Annotated in this window: 36 protein-coding genes; 1 reads left to right on the top strand and 35 read right to left on the bottom strand. The window is 41.1% G+C overall.

Going from position 1 to position 20,080, the window contains the following annotated elements:
* Positions 1-50: 50 nt before the first annotated feature.
* On the top strand, positions 51-197 hold the full coding sequence (locus tag WKI23_RS05320; RefSeq protein ID WP_007285118.1) for a hypothetical protein: 147 nt from the start codon (positions 51-53) through the stop codon (positions 195-197).
* On the opposite strand, the gene WKI23_RS05315 is transcribed toward WKI23_RS05320, so the two are convergent.
* The 35 genes from WKI23_RS05315 to WKI23_RS05145 form a co-directional block, all read right to left on the bottom strand.
* Positions 194-886, bottom strand: a complete 693-nt coding sequence (locus WKI23_RS05315; protein ID WP_368079183.1) for a histidine phosphatase family protein — start codon at positions 884-886, stop codon at positions 194-196. The genes WKI23_RS05320 and WKI23_RS05315 overlap by 4 nt on opposite strands.
* 243 nt (positions 887-1,129) lie before the next feature.
* Complete coding sequence (locus WKI23_RS05310) at positions 1,130-2,467, bottom strand: PFL family protein (protein WP_368079182.1); 1,338 nt, start codon at positions 2,465-2,467, stop codon at positions 1,130-1,132.
* Positions 2,468-2,476: 9 nt separating this feature from the next.
* Positions 2,477-2,743, bottom strand: coding sequence for an ACT domain-containing protein (locus tag WKI23_RS05305; RefSeq protein ID WP_049511413.1), 267 nt, complete (start codon positions 2,741-2,743; stop codon positions 2,477-2,479).
* Positions 2,744-3,007: 264 nt separating this feature from the next.
* Positions 3,008-3,394: a 50S ribosomal protein L17 gene (rplQ, locus tag WKI23_RS05300; RefSeq protein WP_000331493.1), complete on the bottom strand. Its 387-nt coding sequence runs from the start codon at positions 3,392-3,394 to the stop codon at positions 3,008-3,010.
* Between the two features lie 11 nt (positions 3,395-3,405).
* Positions 3,406-4,341 (bottom strand): DNA-directed RNA polymerase subunit alpha, encoded by a 936-nt coding sequence (locus WKI23_RS05295; protein ID WP_000568988.1) that lies wholly within the window; start codon positions 4,339-4,341, stop codon positions 3,406-3,408.
* Positions 4,342-4,383: 42 nt separating this feature from the next.
* Positions 4,384-4,767, bottom strand: coding sequence for a 30S ribosomal protein S11 (gene rpsK, locus WKI23_RS05290; RefSeq protein ID WP_001118385.1), 384 nt, complete (start codon positions 4,765-4,767; stop codon positions 4,384-4,386).
* 17 nt (positions 4,768-4,784) lie between these two features.
* Entirely contained in the window at positions 4,785-5,150 is a 366-nt protein-coding gene (gene rpsM, locus WKI23_RS05285) for a 30S ribosomal protein S13 (protein ID WP_000090781.1), read from the bottom strand.
* Between the two features lie 17 nt (positions 5,151-5,167).
* The gene (gene rpmJ, locus WKI23_RS05280; protein ID WP_001808836.1) at positions 5,168-5,284 is read right to left on the bottom strand and encodes a 50S ribosomal protein L36; all 117 of its coding nucleotides are present in this window, start codon (positions 5,282-5,284) and stop codon (positions 5,168-5,170) included.
* A gap of 24 nt (positions 5,285-5,308) precedes the next feature.
* Positions 5,309-5,527: a translation initiation factor IF-1 gene (gene infA / locus WKI23_RS05275; RefSeq protein ID WP_001029883.1), complete on the bottom strand. Its 219-nt coding sequence runs from the start codon at positions 5,525-5,527 to the stop codon at positions 5,309-5,311.
* 116 nt (positions 5,528-5,643) lie between these two features.
* Complete coding sequence (locus WKI23_RS05270) at positions 5,644-6,282, bottom strand: adenylate kinase (RefSeq protein WP_001050436.1); 639 nt, start codon at positions 6,280-6,282, stop codon at positions 5,644-5,646.
* A gap of 265 nt (positions 6,283-6,547) precedes the next feature.
* Positions 6,548-7,858, bottom strand: coding sequence for a preprotein translocase subunit SecY (secY, locus tag WKI23_RS05265; protein ID WP_368079181.1), 1,311 nt, complete (start codon positions 7,856-7,858; stop codon positions 6,548-6,550).
* A 12-nt stretch (positions 7,859-7,870) separates the two neighbouring features.
* Complete coding sequence (rplO, locus tag WKI23_RS05260) at positions 7,871-8,311, bottom strand: 50S ribosomal protein L15 (RefSeq protein WP_000766090.1); 441 nt, start codon at positions 8,309-8,311, stop codon at positions 7,871-7,873.
* A 144-nt stretch (positions 8,312-8,455) separates the two neighbouring features.
* Positions 8,456-8,638 (bottom strand): 50S ribosomal protein L30, encoded by a 183-nt coding sequence (gene rpmD, locus WKI23_RS05255; protein ID WP_000057241.1) that lies wholly within the window; start codon positions 8,636-8,638, stop codon positions 8,456-8,458.
* Between the two features lie 13 nt (positions 8,639-8,651).
* Complete coding sequence (gene rpsE / locus WKI23_RS05250; RefSeq protein WP_000874202.1) at positions 8,652-9,146, bottom strand: 30S ribosomal protein S5; 495 nt, start codon at positions 9,144-9,146, stop codon at positions 8,652-8,654.
* Positions 9,147-9,163: 17 nt separating this feature from the next.
* On the bottom strand, positions 9,164-9,520 hold the full coding sequence (gene rplR / locus WKI23_RS05245; protein ID WP_000624044.1) for a 50S ribosomal protein L18: 357 nt from the start codon (positions 9,518-9,520) through the stop codon (positions 9,164-9,166).
* Positions 9,521-9,603: 83 nt separating this feature from the next.
* The gene (rplF, locus tag WKI23_RS05240) at positions 9,604-10,140 is read right to left on the bottom strand and encodes a 50S ribosomal protein L6 (protein WP_000086640.1); all 537 of its coding nucleotides are present in this window, start codon (positions 10,138-10,140) and stop codon (positions 9,604-9,606) included.
* Positions 10,141-10,327: 187 nt separating this feature from the next.
* The gene (gene rpsH, locus WKI23_RS05235; protein ID WP_000245504.1) at positions 10,328-10,726 is read right to left on the bottom strand and encodes a 30S ribosomal protein S8; all 399 of its coding nucleotides are present in this window, start codon (positions 10,724-10,726) and stop codon (positions 10,328-10,330) included.
* Positions 10,727-11,010: 284 nt separating this feature from the next.
* Complete coding sequence (locus WKI23_RS05230) at positions 11,011-11,196, bottom strand: type Z 30S ribosomal protein S14 (protein ID WP_001085697.1); 186 nt, start codon at positions 11,194-11,196, stop codon at positions 11,011-11,013.
* A 17-nt stretch (positions 11,197-11,213) separates the two neighbouring features.
* Entirely contained in the window at positions 11,214-11,756 is a 543-nt protein-coding gene (rplE, locus tag WKI23_RS05225) for a 50S ribosomal protein L5 (protein ID WP_000013542.1), read from the bottom strand.
* A gap of 23 nt (positions 11,757-11,779) precedes the next feature.
* Positions 11,780-12,085 carry a 50S ribosomal protein L24 gene (rplX, locus tag WKI23_RS05220; protein WP_000497691.1) on the bottom strand — a complete coding sequence of 102 codons (306 nt, stop codon included), beginning with the start codon at positions 12,083-12,085 and terminating at the stop codon, positions 11,780-11,782.
* Positions 12,086-12,163: 78 nt separating this feature from the next.
* Entirely contained in the window at positions 12,164-12,532 is a 369-nt protein-coding gene (rplN, locus tag WKI23_RS05215) for a 50S ribosomal protein L14 (RefSeq protein WP_000616545.1), read from the bottom strand.
* A 25-nt stretch (positions 12,533-12,557) separates the two neighbouring features.
* The gene (gene rpsQ / locus WKI23_RS05210) at positions 12,558-12,818 is read right to left on the bottom strand and encodes a 30S ribosomal protein S17 (protein WP_000440801.1); all 261 of its coding nucleotides are present in this window, start codon (positions 12,816-12,818) and stop codon (positions 12,558-12,560) included.
* Positions 12,819-12,842: 24 nt separating this feature from the next.
* Complete coding sequence (gene rpmC, locus WKI23_RS05205) at positions 12,843-13,049, bottom strand: 50S ribosomal protein L29 (RefSeq protein WP_000772918.1); 207 nt, start codon at positions 13,047-13,049, stop codon at positions 12,843-12,845.
* 9 nt (positions 13,050-13,058) lie between these two features.
* Positions 13,059-13,472 (bottom strand): 50S ribosomal protein L16, encoded by a 414-nt coding sequence (gene rplP, locus WKI23_RS05200; protein WP_000960946.1) that lies wholly within the window; start codon positions 13,470-13,472, stop codon positions 13,059-13,061.
* A 3-nt stretch (positions 13,473-13,475) separates the two neighbouring features.
* The gene (gene rpsC, locus WKI23_RS05195) at positions 13,476-14,129 is read right to left on the bottom strand and encodes a 30S ribosomal protein S3 (RefSeq protein ID WP_000529936.1); all 654 of its coding nucleotides are present in this window, start codon (positions 14,127-14,129) and stop codon (positions 13,476-13,478) included.
* Positions 14,130-14,141: 12 nt separating this feature from the next.
* Positions 14,142-14,486 (bottom strand): 50S ribosomal protein L22, encoded by a 345-nt coding sequence (rplV, locus tag WKI23_RS05190; RefSeq protein WP_000818137.1) that lies wholly within the window; start codon positions 14,484-14,486, stop codon positions 14,142-14,144.
* 11 nt (positions 14,487-14,497) lie between these two features.
* Positions 14,498-14,779 (bottom strand): 30S ribosomal protein S19, encoded by a 282-nt coding sequence (gene rpsS, locus WKI23_RS05185; protein WP_000533766.1) that lies wholly within the window; start codon positions 14,777-14,779, stop codon positions 14,498-14,500.
* Between the two features lie 103 nt (positions 14,780-14,882).
* Positions 14,883-15,716, bottom strand: coding sequence for a 50S ribosomal protein L2 (gene rplB, locus WKI23_RS05180; RefSeq protein ID WP_000512911.1), 834 nt, complete (start codon positions 15,714-15,716; stop codon positions 14,883-14,885).
* A 17-nt stretch (positions 15,717-15,733) separates the two neighbouring features.
* The gene (locus WKI23_RS05175) at positions 15,734-16,030 is read right to left on the bottom strand and encodes a 50S ribosomal protein L23 (RefSeq protein ID WP_001055347.1); all 297 of its coding nucleotides are present in this window, start codon (positions 16,028-16,030) and stop codon (positions 15,734-15,736) included.
* On the bottom strand, positions 16,030-16,653 hold the full coding sequence (rplD, locus tag WKI23_RS05170; protein WP_000024539.1) for a 50S ribosomal protein L4: 624 nt from the start codon (positions 16,651-16,653) through the stop codon (positions 16,030-16,032). The genes WKI23_RS05175 and rplD overlap by 1 nt, the downstream gene beginning before the upstream one ends.
* 24 nt (positions 16,654-16,677) lie before the next feature.
* Positions 16,678-17,304: a 50S ribosomal protein L3 gene (gene rplC, locus WKI23_RS05165; RefSeq protein ID WP_000160197.1), complete on the bottom strand. Its 627-nt coding sequence runs from the start codon at positions 17,302-17,304 to the stop codon at positions 16,678-16,680.
* Between the two features lie 217 nt (positions 17,305-17,521).
* Entirely contained in the window at positions 17,522-17,830 is a 309-nt protein-coding gene (rpsJ, locus tag WKI23_RS05160; protein ID WP_001284513.1) for a 30S ribosomal protein S10, read from the bottom strand.
* 254 nt (positions 17,831-18,084) lie between these two features.
* Positions 18,085-18,702, bottom strand: coding sequence for a phosphoribulokinase (locus WKI23_RS05155; RefSeq protein WP_368079180.1), 618 nt, complete (start codon positions 18,700-18,702; stop codon positions 18,085-18,087).
* On the bottom strand, positions 18,699-19,289 hold the full coding sequence (gene nrdG / locus WKI23_RS05150; RefSeq protein ID WP_368079179.1) for an anaerobic ribonucleoside-triphosphate reductase activating protein: 591 nt from the start codon (positions 19,287-19,289) through the stop codon (positions 18,699-18,701). Before nrdG ends, WKI23_RS05155 begins: the two co-directional genes overlap by 4 nt.
* A gap of 22 nt (positions 19,290-19,311) precedes the next feature.
* Complete coding sequence (locus WKI23_RS05145; RefSeq protein ID WP_368079178.1) at positions 19,312-19,788, bottom strand: GNAT family N-acetyltransferase; 477 nt, start codon at positions 19,786-19,788, stop codon at positions 19,312-19,314.
* Positions 19,789-20,080: the final 292 nt, after the last annotated feature.

Here is a 20,080-nt window from a genome sequence, read left to right as displayed (position 1 = left end):
CCTCGGCTGTTTTTTCTTATCTTGATATTCCTATCAAATTCTTATACTCAATGAAAATCAAAGAGCAAACTAGGAAACTAGCCGCAGGTTGCTCAAAGCACTGCTTTGAGGTTGTGGATAGAACTGACGAAGTCAGTAACCATATCTACGACAAGACGACGTTGACGCGGTTTGAAGAGATTTTCGAAGAGTATTAAATAGAGGCTTCCTCCATCTTCTCCCGTCCTAGTTCTCGGTAACTACGGTCACCGACAACTTCTACGCTAAACCGGCCGTCCTCATATTCAAGGATCGTCACGCTACCATTATCGAGACCATGTGGATGCATACCATTGATCAGATAAACAATGGTTCCAATGGTCATTCCGTGGCTGACGACAAGGGCATTGCCCCCACCTTGTTCTTCCATTTCTTTAGCAATCGCTTCAAAGCCCTCCTTGATTCGGCCACTGAGTTTTTCCCAGCCTTCAGCCCAACCAGCTGTATCAACCTCCACCAAGCCCTCAGCCAGTTCAGCATAAGACAATTGGTGAACGTGGTCCACATTAAAGATACGAGGAATAATGCCCATGAAAAGATCACCATCGTAGGCTCCATCAAAACTACCGAAACACCATTCTCTGATCCGCTTGTCCATGCGATAAGGGATTTTCTCCTGCAAGCCAAGTTCGTCAAGTATGATTCCCATAGTCTGAATGGTGCGACCAGAATCACTGGAATAAGCGCGCTCAAACTGTAGACCAGATTCTCGCAAACCGATTCCTAATTCTTGAATCCCTCGCTCACCTTCAGCTGTTAAGGGAGTATCGCTCCAACCTTGCGCACGACCAATCGTGTTAAACATGGTCTTGCCATGACGTACCAAATACAATCGTACTTTTACCATTTTCCGTCCTCCGTTTGCTTCTATTATATCATGGATGATAAAACAAAAGCCACCCATACAGGCGACTTTTGCAGGAGATTATTATGAAAAAGTTTAGGAGTTCATTAAATAAAGATATTAGATGAAAATCAAATTCAAACTAAATCGGTGTTATCTGTTTCAAATAATATTAGGAGGTCTTTATTTAATGGTTATAGTATACACGTCTAACCTTAAATAGAACTTAAAATTTCTCCTATTTTCTTAATTTTTAAAACTATGAATTGGTGCTGGGATTTGTCCTCCACGAGAGATGAAATCGACAGACGAAGCCCTATTGACCTTCATAACAGGCGCAGTTCCTAATAGGCCACCAAACTCAATCATATCGCCTTCTTTTCCTTTTGGAATGATACGAACAGCTGTTGTTTTCATGTTAATAACACCAATTGCTGCCTCATCCGCAATCATGGCAGCAATGGTTTCAGCAGGCGTATCTTCTGGGATGGCAATCATATCCAAACCAACAGAACAGATAGCCGTCATGGCTTCTAGTTTTTCCAAATTAAGAGAGCCATTTTGCACTGCAGCAATCATTCCCTCATCCTCAGAAACAGGGATAAAGGCACCAGACAAACCTCCGACTTGGTTGCAGGCCATCACTCCGCCCTTCTTAACTTGGTCATTCAAGAGAGCCAAGGCAGCCGTCGTTCCATGCGTTCCAACTGTTTCCAGCCCCATTTCCTCAAGGACACGTGCAACAGAATCTCCAACCGCAGGAGTTGGCGCCAAACTCAAGTCCACAATACCAAACTCCACACCCAGTCTCTCACTGGCCAACTGACCAACCAATTGACCGATACGAGTGATTTTAAAGGCAGTTTTCTTAACTGTTTCTGCTACTACATCAAAGCTCTGTCCACGAACTTTTTCCAAGGCACGCTTGACCACGCCAGGACCAGAAACTCCGACATTGATGATAACATCTGCTTCCCCAACACCATGGAAGGCACCAGCCATAAATGGATTGTCCTCAACAGCATTAGCGAACACAACCAACTTGGCCGCTCCCATATCTGATAGATTAGCCGTTTCCTTGATAACTCGTCCCATATCCGCCACAGCCGTCATATTGATACCAGACTTTGTTGAGCCGATATTGACTGACGAGCAGACCTTGTCCGTTTCAGCCAAAGCACGAGGAATAGAATTGATGAGAATCTCATCTCCCTTTTGGTACCCCTTTTGTACCAAGGCAGAGAAACCACCAATAAAATCCACACCGATTTCTTTCGCAGCCTTATCAAGCGCTTTTGCCAGAACTACATAGTCTGTCGCATCTGTCGCTGCTCCAATCAAAGAAATAGGTGTCACCGATACACGCTTATTAACGATTGGAATTCCCAACTCAGCTGCAATTTCATCACCAACAGCCACTAAATTAGCCGCCTTGATCGTTATCTTTTGATAAATTTTCTCCGCAGCACGATTGATATCTGGATCGATACAGTCTAAAAGGGAAATCCCCATGGTAATGGTTCTAATATCGAAGTTTTGCTCCTCAATCATGGCAATGGTTTCAGTAACTTGTCTAATATCCATGTGCACCTCCTAGATATTATACATAGCTTCGAAAATCGCTGCACTCTGAATGTTGATTTTCACATTTAAAATTTGCCCAAAAGTTTCAAACTCATTTCTCAGATAAGTAAAATCTTGCTTTTTATCACTAGAGACGACAGCCATCATCGTGAAATATTCATCTAAGACAGTTTGAGAAATATCGTCTATGTTCAAACCCAATTCTGCAATTTTACCAGAAACACCTGCAACAATTCCAGATTTATCTTTACCAACAACAGTTATAATCGCTTTCATAAGCAAACTCCAATTCTTCTTAAAATAAGAAACCTGAACATTAAACAGGATTCTTTTCAAATAGTATAGCATAATTCTAACGAAAATACTCAAAAACGCCTGCTTACGAAGTTGTTCTTAAGCAAAAAACAATTTCGTAAACAAGCGTCTACTATCCCAACTTATGATGAGTGTTCCCGCTAGGACCGAAATCCTAGCGGTAGACCAGAGCTAGACTAAGAGCACAAGACTCCATCATCATAACACTCAACAAAATTGATGATTTTATACTAATTCGATGATCGCCATTGGCGCTGCATCACCACGACGTGGTTCAGTTTTAAGGATACGAGTGTATCCACCGTTACGTTCAGCATAACGAGGTGCGATTTCTGAGAATAATTTTTGAAGTGCTGTAGTAGAAGTGTACTTATCAGTTGCTTCATCATAGTTTTCAGATGCGATTTCATTACGTACGAAAGCAGCTGCTTGACGACGTGCATGCAAATCACCACGTTTACCTAGAGTAATCATTTTTTCAACAGTTTTACGGATTTCTTTAGCACGAGCTTCAGTTGTCACGATTGATTCGTTGATCAAAAGGTCCGTTGTCAAATCGCGAAGCATTGCTTTACGTTGTGAGCTAGTGCGTCCTAGTTTACGGTAAGCCATGTATTCCTCCTTTATTTATCTTTTAATCCAAGACCCAAATCAATGAGTTTGAGTTTCACTTCTTCCAAACTCTTGCGTCCAAGATTTCGTACTTTCATCATCTCTGCTTCAGATTTTTCTGTCAAATCATGCACAGTATTGATACCGGCACGTTTCAAACAGTTGTATGAACGCACAGACAAGTCCAGTTCCTCAATCGTACGATCCAAAATACGGTCGTCAGATTCAGTGTCAGCTTCTTTCATCACTTCAGTTGACTTAGCAATCTCAGTAAGATTTGTAAACAAATCAAGATGTTCTGTCAAAATACGTGCTGAAAGCCCTAAAGCATCTTCTGGAATAATTGTTCCATTTGTCAAGATTTCAAGGGTTAATTTGTCAAATCCATCATTGCTACCTACACGAGCAGGTTCCACTTGATAGTTGACTTTTGTAACTGGTGTATAAATAGAATCTACAGCAAGTGTTCCAACTGGTGCATTATCCTTTTTATTTTCATCAGCAGGTACATATCCACGACCACTGTTAACAGTCATAGTCGCTTTTAGAGAAGAACCTTCACCGATTGTAAAGAGATAATGATCTGGATTTACAATTTCAATATCGCTATCTGTCAAAATGTCACCAGCTGTTACTTCAGCAGGACCTTCAACATCCAGTTCGATGATTTTTTCGTCTTCAACGTACGATTTCACTGCAATTCCTTTAATGTTCAGAATGATTTGCATCACGTCTTCACGAACACCTGGAACTGTGTCAAACTCATGTAACACACCATCAATGTTGATAGATGTCACAGCTGCTCCTGGTAGAGAAGCTAGAAGTACACGACGAAGAGAGTTACCAAGAGTTGTACCGTAGCCACGTTCAAGTGGTTCGATTACAAACTTGCCATAATCTTTATTTTCATCAATTTTTGTTATATTTGGTTTTTCAAACTCGATCATTTAGTTACTCCCTCTTAAACGAAAAGCAGTGTAATGCGATGATTATACACGGCGACGTTTTGGAGGACGAGCACCATTGTGTGGCACTGGAGTCACATCACGAATTGCTGTTACTTCAAGACCAGCGGCAGCAAGCGCACGAATAGCTGACTCACGACCAGAACCTGGACCTTTTACAGTAACTTCAACTGATTTAAGACCGTGTTCTTGTGCAGATTTAGCAGCAGCTTCAGAAGCCATTTGAGCAGCGAATGGTGTAGATTTACGAGAACCTTTGAAACCAAGAGCACCAGCTGATGACCAAGCAATTGCATTACCATGCACATCAGTAATCATAACAATAGTGTTATTAAATGTAGCGTGAATATGAGCAATACCAGATTCGATATTCTTTTTCACACGACGTTTACGTGTTGGTTTAGCCAAGACTTTTACCTCCTATATTATTTTTTCTTACCAGCAATCGCAACAGCTTTACCTTTACGAGTGCGAGCGTTGTTTTTAGTATTTTGTCCACGGACAGGAAGTCCACGACGGTGACGGATACCACGGTATGAACCGATTTCCATCAAACGTTTGATGTTCAAGTTTACTTCACGACGAAGGTCACCTTCAACTTTGATTGCATCCACTTCACGACGGATAGCATCTTCTTGATCTGATGTAAGATCACGTACACGAACATCTTCTGAGATTCCAGCAGCAGCCAAAATTTTCTTAGATGTTGCAAGTCCGATACCATAAACATAAGTCAATGAGATTACTACGCGTTTGTCATTTGGAATGTCAACTCCAGCAATACGAGCCATGTTTTCTCCTTTCTATCTTATCCTTGACGTTGTTTGTGTTTTGGATTTGCTGGGCAAATTACCATAACACGACCATTACGACGAATAACTTTACAGTATTCGCAAATTGGTTTGACCGATGGTCTTACTTTCATTTCTTATCCCTCCAAGTTTTTCGATTATTTAAAGCGGTAAGTGATACGTCCACGTGTCAAGTCATATGGACTCATTTCGACAGTAACACGATCTCCCGCTAAAATACGAATATAGTTTTTACGAATTTTACCAGAAACTGTTGCTAAAATCTGATGTCCATTTTCAAGTTCAACCGTAAACATTGCATTCGGCATTGTATCAACTACTTTGCCTTCAACTTCAATCACATCGTCTTTTGCCACGCAAAAGCACCTCCATAAATTTCGATTCGATGCCTCTAGACACAGAGACAACAATTATAAGTCAGACTATCTCAGTATAACATTTGTAGCGGATTTTTGCAAGTGTGAAAAACGCTTTATTTCAAATTTGTCAATACTTTTTCAATATCTGAGAAGACATCATTGATATCTTGATTACCTTCGATGTCATGAACCAAACCTTTGGCACGGTAGTGAGCAATGATTGGTTCTCCTTGAGCAATATTAACGTCCAATCGACGTTTTACTGTCTCAGGTTTATCATCTTCACGTTGGTAGTAATCTTCTTCTTTATAGTCAACTGGTGGGTTAAAGACCTTGTGGAAAGTTTCTCCAGTTACGCGGTGGATGATACGGCCACTCAAACGTTCCAAGAGGCTGTCTGGATTCACTTCGATGTTGATAACACCTTCTAGTTCGATGCCAAGTTCAGCCAATGTTTTGTCTAAGGCATGAGCTTGTTCGATCGTACGTGGGTAACCATCCAACAAGAATCCTGTTTCTTTAATATCATCTTGTGAAAGACGTTCTTTTACGATCCCATTTGTAACTTCGTCAGGAACCAATTCACCCTTGTCAATATATGACTTAGCAAGAACACCCATTTCAGTTTGATTTGCCATTGCAGCGCGGAACATATCACCTGTTGAGATATGTGCAACATGGAATTGTTCTACGATTTTTGCTGCTTGAGTTCCCTTACCTGCACCAGGTAAGCCCATAATCAAAAGATTCATGATCTGATCTCCTTATTTTATTTTTAAATAGAAGCAAAAAGTCTTTTCACCCCTATTTAAAAACAAAATAGAAGAGGGGAGACCAAACTCTCACAAATGTCAGAGTTTAAACCTCCACTCCCTCAGCATTTACTGCTTCATACTCAATGAAAATCAAAGAGCAAACTAGGAAGCTAGCCGCAGGTTGCTCAAAGCACTGCTTTGAGGTTGCAGATAAAGCTGACGTGGTTTGAATTTGATTTTCGAAGAGTATCAGTAAATACTTTTATTCTGTTCTATCCATGAAACCAACATACTTACGTTTCAATAGGTAACCTTCCAATTGCTTGATTCCTTCGATACCAGTAGAGATAATGATCAAGAGACTTGTTCCACCAAAGGCAACAACATCAGAAAGACCAAATACATCTTTAGCTGCAATCGGCAAAATGGAAATCACACCAAGGAAGAGGGAACCAACAGTTGCAAGACGACGAAGAAGTTTAGACATATATTCTTCTGTACCTTTACCAGGACGAACTCCATGGATATAGGCACCACTCTTTTGTAGGTTCTCTGCCGCTTTTTCAGGATTAATCTGTACAAACGTATAGAAGAATGTAAAGAGAATAATCAACAAAGCATACACGGCAATACCAGTTGGAGAAGTGGTTGCCAACATCTCTTGTGCTACCCTTACCCAAGCCCAATCATGACCTGTAGCGCTCAAAAACTGAAGAATAGCCGCAGGCGCTGCAGTAATGGAACTTGCAAAGATAACAGGGATAACTCCAGCAGGGTTTACCTTCAATGGAAGGTAAGAGCTAGATGGAGCACCTTGTGCAACCTTAGTATATTGGATTGGAATTTTGTATTCTGCTTGTTGAACATAAGTTGTAAAGTAAATGATCAACAATACAGTAATAATCAAAATGATTACGAAAATGATAGATGAAGTGATACGGCTACTTGGCACGTTCACAAAGTAGTCCACATAGATACCCTGAATCATCTCTGGAATTGAAGCAACAATCCCGGCAAAGATAATCATGGAAACACCATTTCCGTATCCCTTATCTGTAATTTGCTCACCCAACCAAGTGACAATCATACTACCAGCTGTTAAGATGATACCAATCGTCAGAAAAACTTGTGGAGTTAAAGCAGTTTTAATCAATTGAGCTCCAGCCAAGGTATTAAAACCAGCTGTAATCCCGATAGATTGCACAAAGGCTAGACCAAGGGCAATATAACGAGTAGCTTGGTTCAATTTTCTTCGACCTACTTCCCCTTGTTTACCCCACTCTACAAATTTCGGTAAAATATCCATTTGCAAGAGCTGGACAACGATAGAAGCGGTGATATAGGGACTAACTCCTAGGGCAAAAATCGAAAAGTTTTTTAGGGCATTCCCTGACACCAAACTCAACATGTTTAAGAAGGATAATCCACTTAAAGCATTCAAGCTATTGGCATTCACACCAGGAACGGTAATGCTAGTCCCGATACGAAAGACCAAAACGATAAAAATTGTAAATAAAATTTTTGATCGAACTTGCTTGACTTTAAGAGCTTCTCTTAATAATTTAAAAAACATAGGTCACCTCTCTTAGATGACTTCTACTGAACCACCTTTAGCAGTGATAGCTTCTTCAGCTGATTTAGAGAATTTAGCTGCTTTCACAGTCAATTTCTTAGTCAACTCACCGTTACCAAGAATTTTAATACCTGATTTTTCAGCTTTAACAATTCCTGATTCGATAAGAACAACTGGAGTTACTTCAGCACCATCTTCAAAGACGTTCAATTGGTCAAGGTTCACAATTGCGTATTCTTTAGCGTTGATGTTAGTGAATCCACGTTTTGGAAGACGACGGAACAATGGAGTTTGTCCACCTTCAAAACCAAGGCGAACTCCGCCACCGCTACGAGCTTTTTGACCTTTTTGACCACGACCAGATGTTTTACCGTTACCTGATGAAGTACCACGACCAACGCGGTTGCGTACTTTACGAGAACCTTCTGCAGGTTTCAATTCATGAAGTTTCATTTTTATTTTCTCCTCTTTTGTAAAATGCTAGCGCCGATAAGGGAGAAAAGGTTGTCTCCCCCATCAACTCGCCTATACGACGTCATCATAGATGACTATATCTAGTTTTAGGGGATGGTATACTGCACATCCCCTAAAAATTCATTAGTTTACTTCTTCAACTGTTACCAAGTGAGATACTGCTGTGATCATACCACGGATAGCAGCGTTGTCTTCTTTAATAACAGAGCTGTTCAATTTGCCAAGTCCAAGTGCTACAACAGTTTTACGTTGTGATGGAATGCGTCCGATTGGAGACTTAGTCAAAGTAATTTTAATTTGAGCCATTTTATCCCCTTTCTTATGCCAAATCAGAAACTGAAATACCACGAAGGGCAGCAACTTCTTCAGCGCGTTTCAATTGTTTCAAACCTTCAACAGTTGCACGAACAATGTTGATTGGAGTGTTAGAACCAAGTGATTTAGATGTAATATCTGCCACACCTGCCAATTCCACAACGGCACGAACTGCACCACCAGCGGCAACTCCAGAACCTTCTACAGCAGGTTTCAACAATACTTTAGCTCCACCGAATTCTGAAAGAACTTCGTGTGGGATTGTTGTTCCAACCATAGGAACTTCGATCAAGTTTTTCTTAGCATCATCTACTGCTTTACGGATTGCTTCTGGAACTTCTTGAGCTTTACCAGTACCAAATCCTACGCGACCGTTGTGGTCACCAACAACAACAAGAGCTGCGAAACGAAGACGACGTCCACCTTTAACAACTTTTGTAACACGGTTGACAGCAACTACGCGTTCTTCTAATTCAACTGCATTGTCTTTAAATGCCATTTTCTAGTGTCCTCCTATTAGAATTTCAATCCGTTTTCACGAGCTGCATCAGCCAAAGCTTTCACACGTCCGTGATATAGATATCCACCGCGGTCGAACACCACTTCTGAAATACCTTTAGCGTTTGCACGTTCTGCAACGAGTTTACCGACAGCAACGGCTTGTTCAGTTTTAGTTCCTTTTGAAACTTCTTTGTCAAGAGTTGAAGCACTTGCGAGCGTTACACCCGCTACGTCATCAATCACTTGAGCGTAGATGCCTGTATTAGAACGGAATACGTTCAAACGTGGGCGATCAGCAGTTCCAGAGAGTTTTCCGCGAACGCGACGGTGGCGTTTTTGGCGGAGTTTGTTTTTATCTGGTTTTGAAATCACAGTTTTCACCTCTTTAGTTTTAAATCGTGTGCTATGCACAAAGTTGGAAAATAGGTTGGTGGTTGAGACTCAACCACTCAACATTATTTACCTGTTTTACCTTCTTTACGGCGAACGAATTCACCAACGTAACGGATACCTTTACCTTTATATGGTTCTGGTGAACGAAGGCTACGTACGTAAGCAGCTGTTTGACCAACTACTTCTTTTGAAATTCCGCTAACAACGATTGTTGTTGGGTTTGGAAGTTCAAAAGTAATTCCTTCTGGAGCTTCAACTTCATCCGGATGAGATTTACCAACAGCCAAAACAAGTTTAGATCCTTGAAGTTGTGCACGGTAACCAACCCCGCGCATTTCAAGTTCTTTCTTGAATCCTTCTGATACACCAACAACCATGTTGTTCAAAAGGGCACGAGTAGTTCCGTGGATAGTTTTCATTTCTTTTGAATCGTTTGGACGGTGAAGAGTTACTTCAGTACCTTCCACACGGATTTCAATATCTTTTGAGAACTCACGAGTAAGTTCTCCTTTAGGTCCTTTTACAGTTACAACGTTGTCATTGTTAGTGAGTTCAACACCAGCAGGCAACACGATAACTTTATTACCAATACGTGACATGTTTATTTTCTCCTGTTAAATTGTCAGGCCATAATAGCCAGTTTTCACGGGGTTAAATCGATTTCTCGATTTAAAGGAACATTTAGGTTTCAATTTCAAAGTGAATCTAGGCATCGTCTCGCAGGCATAACTTTGGGTTAGGCAAGAGACGATAACGAAGAGTCACAAAGAAATTGGGAACTAAATATTACCAAACGTAAGCGATAACCTCACCACCAACATTCTTTTGGCGTGCTTCTTTATCAGTAAGCAAACCTTCAGAAGTTGAAAGGATAGCAATTCCAAGTCCGTTAAGAACTTTTGGAAGGTCTTCACGTTTTTTGTAGACACGAAGTCCTGGTTTAGAAACACGTTTCAAGTTAGTGATAACTTTTTCACCGTTTGGTCCGTATTTAAGGAATACACGGATGATGCCTTGTTTGTCATCCTCGATGATTTCAACGTTTTTTACAAAACCTTCGCGTTTAAGGATTTCAGCAATCCCTTTTTTGATGTTTGATGCAGGTACTTCAAGTACTTCGTGTTTAGCTTGGTTAGCGTTACGAATACGAGTTAGGAAGTCTGCGATTGGGTCAGTCATAACCATTTTGTTTTTCTCCTCTTACTAGTAGTTTGCAAGTTGCACTTGCTAGTTAATACATGATACAAAGAGCGTAACAGCAAGAGCAAAAATAGGCAATTTGATACAGGAGCGATGCTCCAAAGAAAATTGGTTTTTTTTGCCAAAACTGTAGCTCGTGTTCAAATTGGCAAGCCCAACTGAACCCGGGCTAAACTCTGTGTGAAAAAGATAAACTTTCCTAGAAACTTTAGTTTCTTCGTCAAGTTTCCTATTTTCACTTGGAGTTTTGACGCCCTTGATATCTTAAATTACCAAGATGCTTTGGTAACGCCTGGGATTTGTCCTTTGTAAGCTAATTCACGGAAGCAAACACGGCAAAGTTTAAATTTGCGGTAAACTGAATGTGGACGACCACATTTTTCACAACGAGTATAAGCTTGAGTAGAGAACTTCGCTGGACGTTTGTTCTTAGCAATCATTGATTTTTTAGCCATTAGATTTACCTCCTATATTATTTTGCAAAAGGCATTCCAAGGCCTGTAAGCAATGCACGTGACTCTTCGTCAGTGTTAGCAGTTGTTACGATAACGATGTCAAGACCACGAGTTTTGTCAACGTCATCGAAGTTGATTTCTGGGAAAATCAATTGTTCTTTCACACCAAGTGTGTAGTTTCCACGTCCATCAAATGATTTTGTTGGAACGCCGTGGAAGTCACGTACACGTGGAAGTGAAACTGAAACCAATTTATCCAAGAATTCGTACATACGTTCACCACGAAGGGTAACTTTTGCACCGATCGCAACACCTTCACGAAGACGGAAGCCGGCGATTGATTTTTTAGCTTTAGTGATAAGTGGTTTTTGACCTGAGATAAGTGCCAATTCTTCAGCAGCTTTTTCAAGGCTTTTAGCGTTTGATACAGCTTCACCAACACCCATGTTCAAAACGATCTTATCTACTTTAGGCACAGCCATCACTGATGAGTAGTTGAATTGTTCTGTCAAAGCAGGAACTACTTCATTAAGATATTTTTCTTTTAAACGATTTGCCATTATACTTCTCCTTTCCTTCGTGATTAATCAAGCACTTCGCCTGATTTTTTGTTGTAGCGAACTTTTTTACCGTCTACAAATTTGTAACCAACACGACCAGCTACACCATTTTTGTCCAATACTTGAACGTTTGATACGTGGATAGCTGCTTCTTTCTCGATGATACCACCTTGAGGAAGTTCGTTAGTTGGACGTTGGTGTTTCTTAACGATGTTAACACCTTCAACGATAACTTTGTTTACTTTTGGAAGGGCAGTAAGGACAACAGCTTCTGTTCCCTTATCTTTACCAGCGATTACGCGAACTTTGTCGCCTTTTTTTACAAACATTAGGTTTCTCCTTGATTTTTCTTACGCCCATAAGGGCACCCTGGAGGTAAATCCAGGGGACTAGTTTGTTTCTAAAAATTAAAGTACTTCTGGAGCAAGTGACACGATCTTCATGAAGCCACCTTCACGCAATTCACGTGCAACTGGGCCAAAGATACGTGTTCCGCGAGGAGTTTTGTCTTCACGGATGATAACTGCTGCATTTTCGTCAAATTTGATGTATGAACCATCAGCACGACGAGCACCTGATTTAGTACGAACGATAACTGCTTTAACAACGTCACCTTTTTTAACCGCACCACCAGGAGTAGCTTGTTTTACAGATGCCACGATAACATCACCGATGTTTGCAAATTTACGTCCTGAACCACCAAGAACTTTGATAGTCAAGATTTCGCGAGCACCGCTGTTGTCTGCGACTTTCAAACGAGTTTCTGTTTGAATCATTTCAGTTTTCTCCTTTCAGGTTTGATTAGATGATGACCGCTTCTTCAACAACTTCTACAAGACGGAAACGTTTTGTAGCTGAAAGCGGGCGAGTTTCCATGATACGTACGATATCGCCTTCTTTGGCAACATTGTTTTCATCATGAGCTTTGTATTTTTTAGAGTAGTTAATACGTTTACCATAGACTGGGTGGTTACGTTTTGTTTCAACTACAACTGTGATTGTCTTGTCCATTTTGTCAGATACAACACGTCCAACAAGAACTTTACGATTATTGCGTTCCATTGAAATTTCTCCTTCCCTAGTCTATTATTTCGCTTCAGATTGAACTGTTTTGATACGAGCGATTTGTTTTTTAACTTCTTTCAAGCGAGCTGTTTGTTCCAATTGACCAGTAGCAGCTTGGAAACGAAGTTCAAACAATTCTTTTTTCAATTCGTTTTCGCGCTTCGCGAGTTCTTCTTGAGAAAGACCACGAAGTTCTTTAACAAATTCTTTTACTTCATTAAGTTTCATGCCTTCTCCTTATTCTGCTTCACGTTTTACGAATTTACATTTAACTGGCAATTTGTGGCTAGCAAGACGAAGCGCTTCGCGTGCAATCTCTTCAGATACACCAGCGATTTCGAACATCACTTTACCACGTTTAACTGGTGCTACCCAACCTTCAGGTGCCCCTTTACCAGATCCCATACGCACACCGATAGCTTTAGCAGTGTATGATTTGTGTGGGAAGATTTTAATCCAAACTTTACCACCACGTTTCATGTAACGAGTCATGGCGATACGAGCAGCTTCGATTTGGCGGTTAGTGATCCAGTGGCTAGTTGTAGCTTGAAGACCGTACTCACCGAATGCTACTTCTTTTCCACCTTTTGCTTCACCGCGCATTTTTCCACGGAATTCACGACGGTGTTTAACACGTTTAGGTACTAACATTGGTTATTTACCTCCTTTAGTGTTTTTGCGAGCTGGAAGAACTTCACCACGGTAGATCCATACTTTAACACCAAGTTTACCGTATGTAGTATCTGCTTCTTCCCAAGCGTAATCGATATCTGCACGAAGTGTGTGAAGTGGAACAGTTCCTTCAGAGTATCCTTCAGCACGGGCGATATCTGCACCGTTCAAACGACCTGATACTTGAGTTTTAATTCCTTTAGCTCCAGCACGCATTGCACGTTGGATTGCTTGTTTTTGTGCACGACGGAAAGCAACACGTTGCTCCAATTGACGAGCAATTCCTTCACCTACAAGGTGAGCATCCAAATCAGGTTGTTTGATTTCGATGATGTTGATGTGTACTTGTTTTCCAGTCAATTTGTTAAGTTTTGCACGGAGTGCATCAACGTTAGCACCACCTTTACCGATAACCATACCTGGTTTAGCAGTGTGAAGTGAAACGTTAACTTTGTTTACTGCGCGTTCGATTTCAATAGTTGAAACTGCTGCGTCAGCAAGTTCTTTTTGAACGAATTTACGGATTGCAAGATCTTCATGAAGGTAATCCGCGTATTCTTTTTCAGCATACCATTTGGCATCCCAATCACGGATGATGCCGACACGCATACCAATTGGATGTACTTTTTGACCCACGATTTTACCTCCTTATTTTTCTGCAACAGCTACAGTGATGTGAGCTGTACGTTTGTTGATTGGTGAAGCTGAACCTTTCGCACGTGGACGGAAACGTTTCATAGTTGGTCCTTCGTTTGCGAATGCTTCAGATACTACCAAGTTAGCTTTATCCAAACCAAAGTTGTTTTCAGCGTTAGCTACAGCTGAGTTCAAAACTTTCAAGATGATTTCAGCAGCTTTGTTTGGAGTGAATGTCAAGATTGCGATTGCATCGGCTACGCTTTTACCACGGATGTTATCAAGAACAAGACGTGATTTACGAGGTGAAACACGTACTGTACGAGCCATTGCTTTAGCTGAAGTAATTTCTGCCATTTATGTTCTCCTTATTTTCTACGTGTTTTCTTGTCGTCTGCAGCGTGACCTTTGTAAGTACGAGTTGGTGCAAATTCACCAAGTTTGTGACCTACCATGTCTTCTTGGATGTAAACAGGTACGTGTTTACGTCCGTCATAAACTGCAATAGTGTAACCAATGAAACTTGGGAAGATCGTTGAACGACGTGACCAAGTTTTAATAACTTTTTTCTTTTCGTCGTTAGCTTGAGCTTCAACTTTTTTCATCAAATGCTCATCGACGAAAGGTCCTTTTTTAAGACTGCGTCCCATTTTTATATTTTCTCCTTTAAATGTTGTACCACAGCGGCTTGCGCTCACATGGAGCGCTACCGAGCTGGCGGATTTACTAGTTGCTTAAGCAACTAGTTTAATATTATTTCTCGTTGCGACGACGAACGATAAGTTTGTCAGATTTCGCTTTCTTGTTACGAGTTTTAAGACCAAGAGCAGGTTTGCCCCATGGAGTAGATGGTGCTTTACGACCAACTGGTGCTTTACCTTCACCACCACCGTGTGGGTGATCGTTAGGGTTCATTACAGAACCACGAACTGTTGGGCGGATACCTTTCCAACGGCTACGTCCTGCTTTACCAAGGTTTACAAGTCCATGTTGTTCGTTTCCGACAACACCAACTGTAGCACGGCAAGTTCCAAGAATCATACGAACTTCACCTGATTGAAGACGAACAAGTACGTATTTACCTTCAGAACCCAATACTTGAGCAGATGCACCAGCAGCACGTACCAATTCACCACCACGACCTGGTTTCAACTCGATGTTGTGGATCAAAGTACCAACTGGGATGTTAGCAAGTGGAAGAGCGTTTCCGACTTTGATATCTGCTTCTGGACCTGAAACGATACGTTGACCAACTTCAAGACCTTTTGGAGCGATGATGTACGCTTTCACACCGTCAGTGTAGTGTACAAGAGCGATGTTTGCAGAACGGTTTGGATCGTACTCGATTGTTTTAACAACTGCTTCAACGTTGTCTTTGTTACGTTTGAAGTCAACCAAACGGTAGAAACGTTTGTGTCCACCACCTTGGTGACGAACAGTGATACGACCGTTGTTGTTACGACCAGCCTTGCTCTTCAATGCAACAAGCAATGATTTTTCAGGAGTGCTTGTTGTGATTTCAGCGAAATCCAAAGAAGTCATATTACGGCGACCGTTTGTTGTTGGTTTATAAACACGAATTCCCACGATATTTCCTCCTTAGATTATTCAGCTTCAGCAGCAAACAACTCGATTGCTTTAGAATCAGCTGTAAGTGTGATGATAGCTTTTTTAGTTTTGTTAGTAAAACCAGTGTAACGTCCAACACGTTTAGCTTTTGGTTTTACGTTGATTGTGTTAACGTTGGCAACTTTAACACCTTCGAAAGCAGCTTCAACAGCTTGCTTGATCAAAAGTTTGTGTGCACGAGTGTCAACTTCAAATACATATTTCCCTGCTTCAAGTTGAGCCATTGAGCTTTCAGTGATGACAGGTTTTTTGATAACATCATACAAATTCATTATGCAAGAACCTCCTCGATTTTAGAGATAGCTGCTTGTGTGACAAGAAGTTTGTCGCTATTTGCGATGTCAAGAACACTTGCAGTTGTAGCAGTTGCAACTTTCACGTTTGGAAGGTTACGAGCTGAAAGAGCTGCGAATTCATTTCCTTCTTCAAGGATAACAAGAACTTTAGAATCGATGCTCAATGCTGCAAGAACTTTTGCAAATTCAGCAGTTTTTGGAGCTGTAAATTCAAGAGAATCAACGGCTACAAATTTGTTTTCAGCAACTTTTTCAGAGTAAACTGATTTAAGAGCTAGGCGACGCACTTTTTGTGGAAGTTTGTAGCCGTATGAACGTGGAGTTGGTCCGAAGACAACACCACCACCACGCCATTGTGGTGAGCGGATAGAACCTTGACGAGCACGTCCAGTTCCTTTTTGACGCCATGGTTTGCGTCCACCACCTGATACTGCAGAGCGGTTTTTAACAGCGTGTGTTCCTTGACGAAGGCTTGCGCGTTGGCTGATGATCACATCAAACACAACTGATTCATTTGGTTCAATACCAAATACTGCATCGTTAAGAACAACTTGGCCAGCTTCTTTACCAGTTTGGTCAAATAATGTTACGTTTGCCATTGTGACTGATTTCCCCTTTCTTTATTATTTACCAGCTTTAACTGCTGATTTGATAGTGATAAGAGATTTCTTAGCACCTGGTACGTTACCTTTGATAAGGATAACGTTCTTTTCTGGAACAACTTGTACAACTTCAAGGTTTTGAATTGTTACACGGTCGCCACCCATACGTCCTGCAAGGTTTTTACCTTTGAATACGCGGTTAGGTGCAACAGGTCCCATAGAACCTGGACGACGGTGGTAACGAGAACCGTGAGCCATTGGTCCACGTGATTGTCCGTGGCGTTTGATAACACCTTGGAAACCTTTACCTTTAGAAGTACCAGTTACGTCAACAACGTCTCCAGCTGCGAATGTTTCAACTGTGATTTCAGCACCAACTTCCAAGCCTTCAACGTTTTTGAATTCACGAATGAAGCGCTTAGGAGCCGTGTTAGCTTTCGCTACATGTCCTTTAGCAGGTTTGTTGCTCAATACTTCGCGTTTGTCATCGAAACCAACTTGGATAGCGTTGTATCCGTCTGTTTCAACAGTTTTAACTTGAAGAACAACGTTTGGAGTTGCTTCAATAACTGTTACAGGGATCAATTCGCCAGCTTCAGTGAAGATTTGAGTCATTCCCACTTTTTTCCCTAAGATTCCTTTTGTCATGAGAAAATAGTTCCTTTTCTATAATTTTTTATTCAAAAAGTTTTTAACGAGCGTTTTTTATGCTCAAGTCTAAGATACAAAGGGCGTCAAACTCAAAGTGAAAATAGGAAACTGACGCAGTGTCTAGCAGACACTAGGAAGTTTATCTTTTTCACACCGAGTTTAGCCCGTGTTCAATTAGATTGAAACACCAGCATCTGCTCTTTTATATTTTAGATTAAAGTTTGATTTCTACGTTTACACCACTTGGAAGATCCAATTTCATCAAGGCATCAACTGTTTTTTGAGTTGGGTTAACGATATCGATCAAACGTTTGTGTGTACGCATTTCAAATTGTTCGCGAGAGTCTTTGTATTTGTGAGTCGCACGAATAATTGTGTAGAGGCTACGTTCAGTTGGAAGTGGGATTGGACCCGCAACTTGTGCACCTGTACGAGTAGCTGATTCTACGATTTTTGCAGCCGCTGTGTCAAGCGTACGGTGTTCGTAAGCTTTCAAACGGATACGGATTTTTTTGTTTGCCATCTTTTTCTCCTTTTCGTCTATTTAAGATAATAGGCTAGCTCCACAAGAAAACCGACGCGGTGTTGCGTGGCAATGCAACCGAGCGTGTCGCAACCTCTTGCATCAAAGCTAAAGCTGTAATTTACAGCACCATAATAGAATAACACAAAGCCCCTGCGATTGCAAGGGATTTGTTGCTGTTTTTTCGTTTTTTTACGATGAAACTGTTTTCCTATTTTTTCTTTCTAAAATTACGGATTTTCTTCTATGATAAGTTAAATTCTCTTGACCTCAAATTTACCTTCTGATTGGTCCACTAAGACATCCGCCTTAGACTCGGTTTCTTTATAGTAGTGTAGATATTGCTCCCGTCTCATCTGATAAGTAGCCAATATAAAGGATGCATCACGATTTCTCACAGTCGTATCTCTAGCTAGGCGCCTCTTTAATTCGGTCTCCTCATCCGTGTAGAAACAGATGGTTTTGTCAAAGAGTTCTTTGGGTAAAAAGCCAACAGACATCCCTTCGACAATCAGAATTGGCTTTTCTCCAGACAAGACCTCACTAGCTTTCCAAGGTTCTTCAATTGTTAAGATATCCATGCCAGCCTTTAAAGCGAGAATGTCTCTTTCTAAACTTACCAGTTCATGAGCCGCAGGTAAACAAGCGGTCACTTTTTGGTCTGGAGTCTCCTTTGGCACCACTAAATGACGATTTGAAGCAATGTAAGGATCGGTTTCCAATAAGTTTACCTTTGCAGAATCTAGGGTTTGGTACAATTCCTGTGCAAAAGTTGATTTACCCGAAGCTCCATGACCGTAAATACCAAGTGTCTTGATTTTCCCTAACTCTATCTCTGAAACCAGACTGTTTATAAGCTCTCTTTTATTCATTCTCTTTTCACCTGTTCATAGCTTTCTTTTCCGTCATTGAGTTTGTCCCAAATCACTACTTGCCTACTTTTGAGGGATTTTTGCACATCGATAATTCGTTGATTGGACGAACCTCGAAACTGAAGCATAAGATTTCTTTTAGTTCGATCATACCGTCCGTCGACCAGAATATCAATCAGTGATAAGAGTTCCAGTTTATCTGGTGTCTCCAGCATCATTTCTTCCCAGGTGTAGCCCGTCCAGGACCAGATGTCTTTATCTGGCAATTCCTTTCGGATGCGTTTAACGAGTGGCAAGAGAATACCCGTATTGAGAAAAGGTTCTCCTCCCAACAAAGTCAAGCCTTGAACATAGGGCTGAGCAAGATCTGACATGATCTGCTCTTCCAATTCTGCTGTATATGGAATGCCAGCATTAAAAGACCAAGTCGCAACATTATAACATCCCTCGCAATGAAACATGCAGCCTGATACATAGAGAGAGTTACGCACACCCTCTCCATCCACAAAGTTGAAGGCCTTGTAATCAATAATACGCCCTTGACTGAGTTCCTCGCTTTTCCATTCTTGTGGTTTTGGATTATTCATTCGCTACCTCTATCCAATAACGCTACACACCATTACGAACGTCCTCAAGGAGCCCACCATTTGCTAAAATGACTGCTCTACTAACAGTATTATTCACACTACAGATCACCAGAGCTTTCTTGATGTTCTTTTCCTTAGCAACTTGCAAGCCCTGACGGAGAGTTTCCTTAGCATAACCTTTGCCTCTTTCAGATGGGCGAATAGAATATCCTATATTCCCTGCATAATTCAGCAGTCCCTCATTCAGTCTCAATCGCAGATTCAAAAATCCTAGAGCACGACCTACATCATCAAATGATACAAATTGAATAGAAGGAACACGATTTTCAGGCAAGTTTATTCCCATCTCTTTTTGCATATTTGTTTCCAACCACTCTTCATACACAAAGTTCTCTGTATCCCAAAATCCTCCATCATGGGCTGATTGGCTCTTTTCAAACTCTGCCATCATCTCTAAAACTGTTTCTTTATCTGCTAATCTTGGTCTGCGTAATTCCATCCTTACCTCCCACTATGAGAAAAGCGAGAGCTGACTCTCATACTCTTCGAAAATCAAATTCAAACCACGTCAGCGTCGCCTTACCGTACTCAAGTACAGCCTGCGGCTAGCTTCCTAGTTTGCTCTTTAATTTTCATTGAGTATCACTTTTATTTTTTCTTATTCTTGTTTAAAAATTGTTCTCTGAGGTTGAGCAAGCGTTCTTTTTTACCAGCTCCACCTTTAGAGTGTTTCTCGTGATAACGAGTCACTTGTGCGCGACCCTTATCGTCTAATTGATATTTCCCCATCT

The sequence above is a fragment of the Streptococcus pseudopneumoniae genome, from assembly GCF_038148955.1.
Classification (GTDB): domain Bacteria; phylum Bacillota; class Bacilli; order Lactobacillales; family Streptococcaceae; genus Streptococcus; species Streptococcus pseudopneumoniae_T.
Note: the sequence above shows the minus strand (reverse complement) of the source record. Positions and strands in the feature narration are given on the sequence as shown.

What these genes read in the sequence shown, in the direction of transcription:
- rpsM (WP_000090781.1), bottom strand. Translation starts at nt 5,150, where the DNA reads ATGGCTCGTATTGCTGGAGTTGACATTCCAAATGACAAACGCGTAGTA.
- WKI23_RS05175 (WP_001055347.1), bottom strand. Translation starts at nt 16,030, where the DNA reads ATGAATTTGTATGATGTTATCAAAAAACCTGTCATCACTGAAAGCTCA.
- rpsS (WP_000533766.1), bottom strand. Translation starts at nt 14,779, where the DNA reads ATGGGACGCAGTCTTAAAAAAGGACCTTTCGTCGATGAGCATTTGATG.
- WKI23_RS05155 (WP_368079180.1), bottom strand. Translation starts at nt 18,702, where the DNA reads ATGAATAAAAGAGAGCTTATAAACAGTCTGGTTTCAGAGATAGAGTTA.
- rpsE (WP_000874202.1), bottom strand. Translation starts at nt 9,146, where the DNA reads ATGGCATTTAAAGACAATGCAGTTGAATTAGAAGAACGCGTAGTTGCT.
- rpsQ (WP_000440801.1), bottom strand. Translation starts at nt 12,818, where the DNA reads ATGGAACGCAATAATCGTAAAGTTCTTGTTGGACGTGTTGTATCTGAC.
- rplP (WP_000960946.1), bottom strand. Translation starts at nt 13,472, where the DNA reads ATGTTAGTACCTAAACGTGTTAAACACCGTCGTGAATTCCGTGGAAAA.
- WKI23_RS05315 (WP_368079183.1), bottom strand. Translation starts at nt 886, where the DNA reads ATGGTAAAAGTACGATTGTATTTGGTACGTCATGGCAAGACCATGTTT.
- rpmJ (WP_001808836.1), bottom strand. Translation starts at nt 5,284, where the DNA reads ATGAAAGTAAGACCATCGGTCAAACCAATTTGCGAATACTGTAAAGTT.
- rplQ (WP_000331493.1), bottom strand. Translation starts at nt 3,394, where the DNA reads ATGGCTTACCGTAAACTAGGACGCACTAGCTCACAACGTAAAGCAATG.
- rplD (WP_000024539.1), bottom strand. Translation starts at nt 16,653, where the DNA reads ATGGCAAACGTAACATTATTTGACCAAACTGGTAAAGAAGCTGGCCAA.
- rpsH (WP_000245504.1), bottom strand. Translation starts at nt 10,726, where the DNA reads ATGGTTATGACTGACCCAATCGCAGACTTCCTAACTCGTATTCGTAAC.
- secY (WP_368079181.1), bottom strand. Translation starts at nt 7,858, where the DNA reads ATGTTTTTTAAATTATTAAGAGAAGCTCTTAAAGTCAAGCAAGTTCGA.
- WKI23_RS05320 (WP_007285118.1), top strand. Translation starts at nt 51, where the DNA reads ATGAAAATCAAAGAGCAAACTAGGAAACTAGCCGCAGGTTGCTCAAAG.
- rpmC (WP_000772918.1), bottom strand. Translation starts at nt 13,049, where the DNA reads ATGAAACTTAATGAAGTAAAAGAATTTGTTAAAGAACTTCGTGGTCTT.
- rplN (WP_000616545.1), bottom strand. Translation starts at nt 12,532, where the DNA reads ATGATTCAAACAGAAACTCGTTTGAAAGTCGCAGACAACAGCGGTGCT.
- rplC (WP_000160197.1), bottom strand. Translation starts at nt 17,304, where the DNA reads ATGACAAAAGGAATCTTAGGGAAAAAAGTGGGAATGACTCAAATCTTC.
- rpsJ (WP_001284513.1), bottom strand. Translation starts at nt 17,830, where the DNA reads ATGGCAAACAAAAAAATCCGTATCCGTTTGAAAGCTTACGAACACCGT.
- rplE (WP_000013542.1), bottom strand. Translation starts at nt 11,756, where the DNA reads ATGGCAAATCGTTTAAAAGAAAAATATCTTAATGAAGTAGTTCCTGCT.
- rplF (WP_000086640.1), bottom strand. Translation starts at nt 10,140, where the DNA reads ATGTCACGTATTGGTAATAAAGTTATCGTGTTGCCTGCTGGTGTTGAA.
- WKI23_RS05270 (WP_001050436.1), bottom strand. Translation starts at nt 6,282, where the DNA reads ATGAATCTTTTGATTATGGGCTTACCTGGTGCAGGTAAGGGAACTCAA.
- WKI23_RS05145 (WP_368079178.1), bottom strand. Translation starts at nt 19,788, where the DNA reads ATGGAATTACGCAGACCAAGATTAGCAGATAAAGAAACAGTTTTAGAG.
- WKI23_RS05310 (WP_368079182.1), bottom strand. Translation starts at nt 2,467, where the DNA reads ATGGATATTAGACAAGTTACTGAAACCATTGCCATGATTGAGGAGCAA.
- rplO (WP_000766090.1), bottom strand. Translation starts at nt 8,311, where the DNA reads ATGAAACTTCATGAATTGAAACCTGCAGAAGGTTCTCGTAAAGTACGC.
- rplX (WP_000497691.1), bottom strand. Translation starts at nt 12,085, where the DNA reads ATGTTTGTAAAAAAAGGCGACAAAGTTCGCGTAATCGCTGGTAAAGAT.
- nrdG (WP_368079179.1), bottom strand. Translation starts at nt 19,289, where the DNA reads ATGAATAATCCAAAACCACAAGAATGGAAAAGCGAGGAACTCAGTCAA.
- WKI23_RS05230 (WP_001085697.1), bottom strand. Translation starts at nt 11,196, where the DNA reads ATGGCTAAAAAATCAATGATTGCTAAGAACAAACGTCCAGCGAAGTTC.
- WKI23_RS05305 (WP_049511413.1), bottom strand. Translation starts at nt 2,743, where the DNA reads ATGAAAGCGATTATAACTGTTGTTGGTAAAGATAAATCTGGAATTGTT.
- WKI23_RS05295 (WP_000568988.1), bottom strand. Translation starts at nt 4,341, where the DNA reads ATGATCGAGTTTGAAAAACCAAATATAACAAAAATTGATGAAAATAAA.
- rpmD (WP_000057241.1), bottom strand. Translation starts at nt 8,638, where the DNA reads ATGGCTCAAATTAAAATTACTTTGACTAAGTCTCCAATCGGACGCATT.
- rplV (WP_000818137.1), bottom strand. Translation starts at nt 14,486, where the DNA reads ATGGCAGAAATTACTTCAGCTAAAGCAATGGCTCGTACAGTACGTGTT.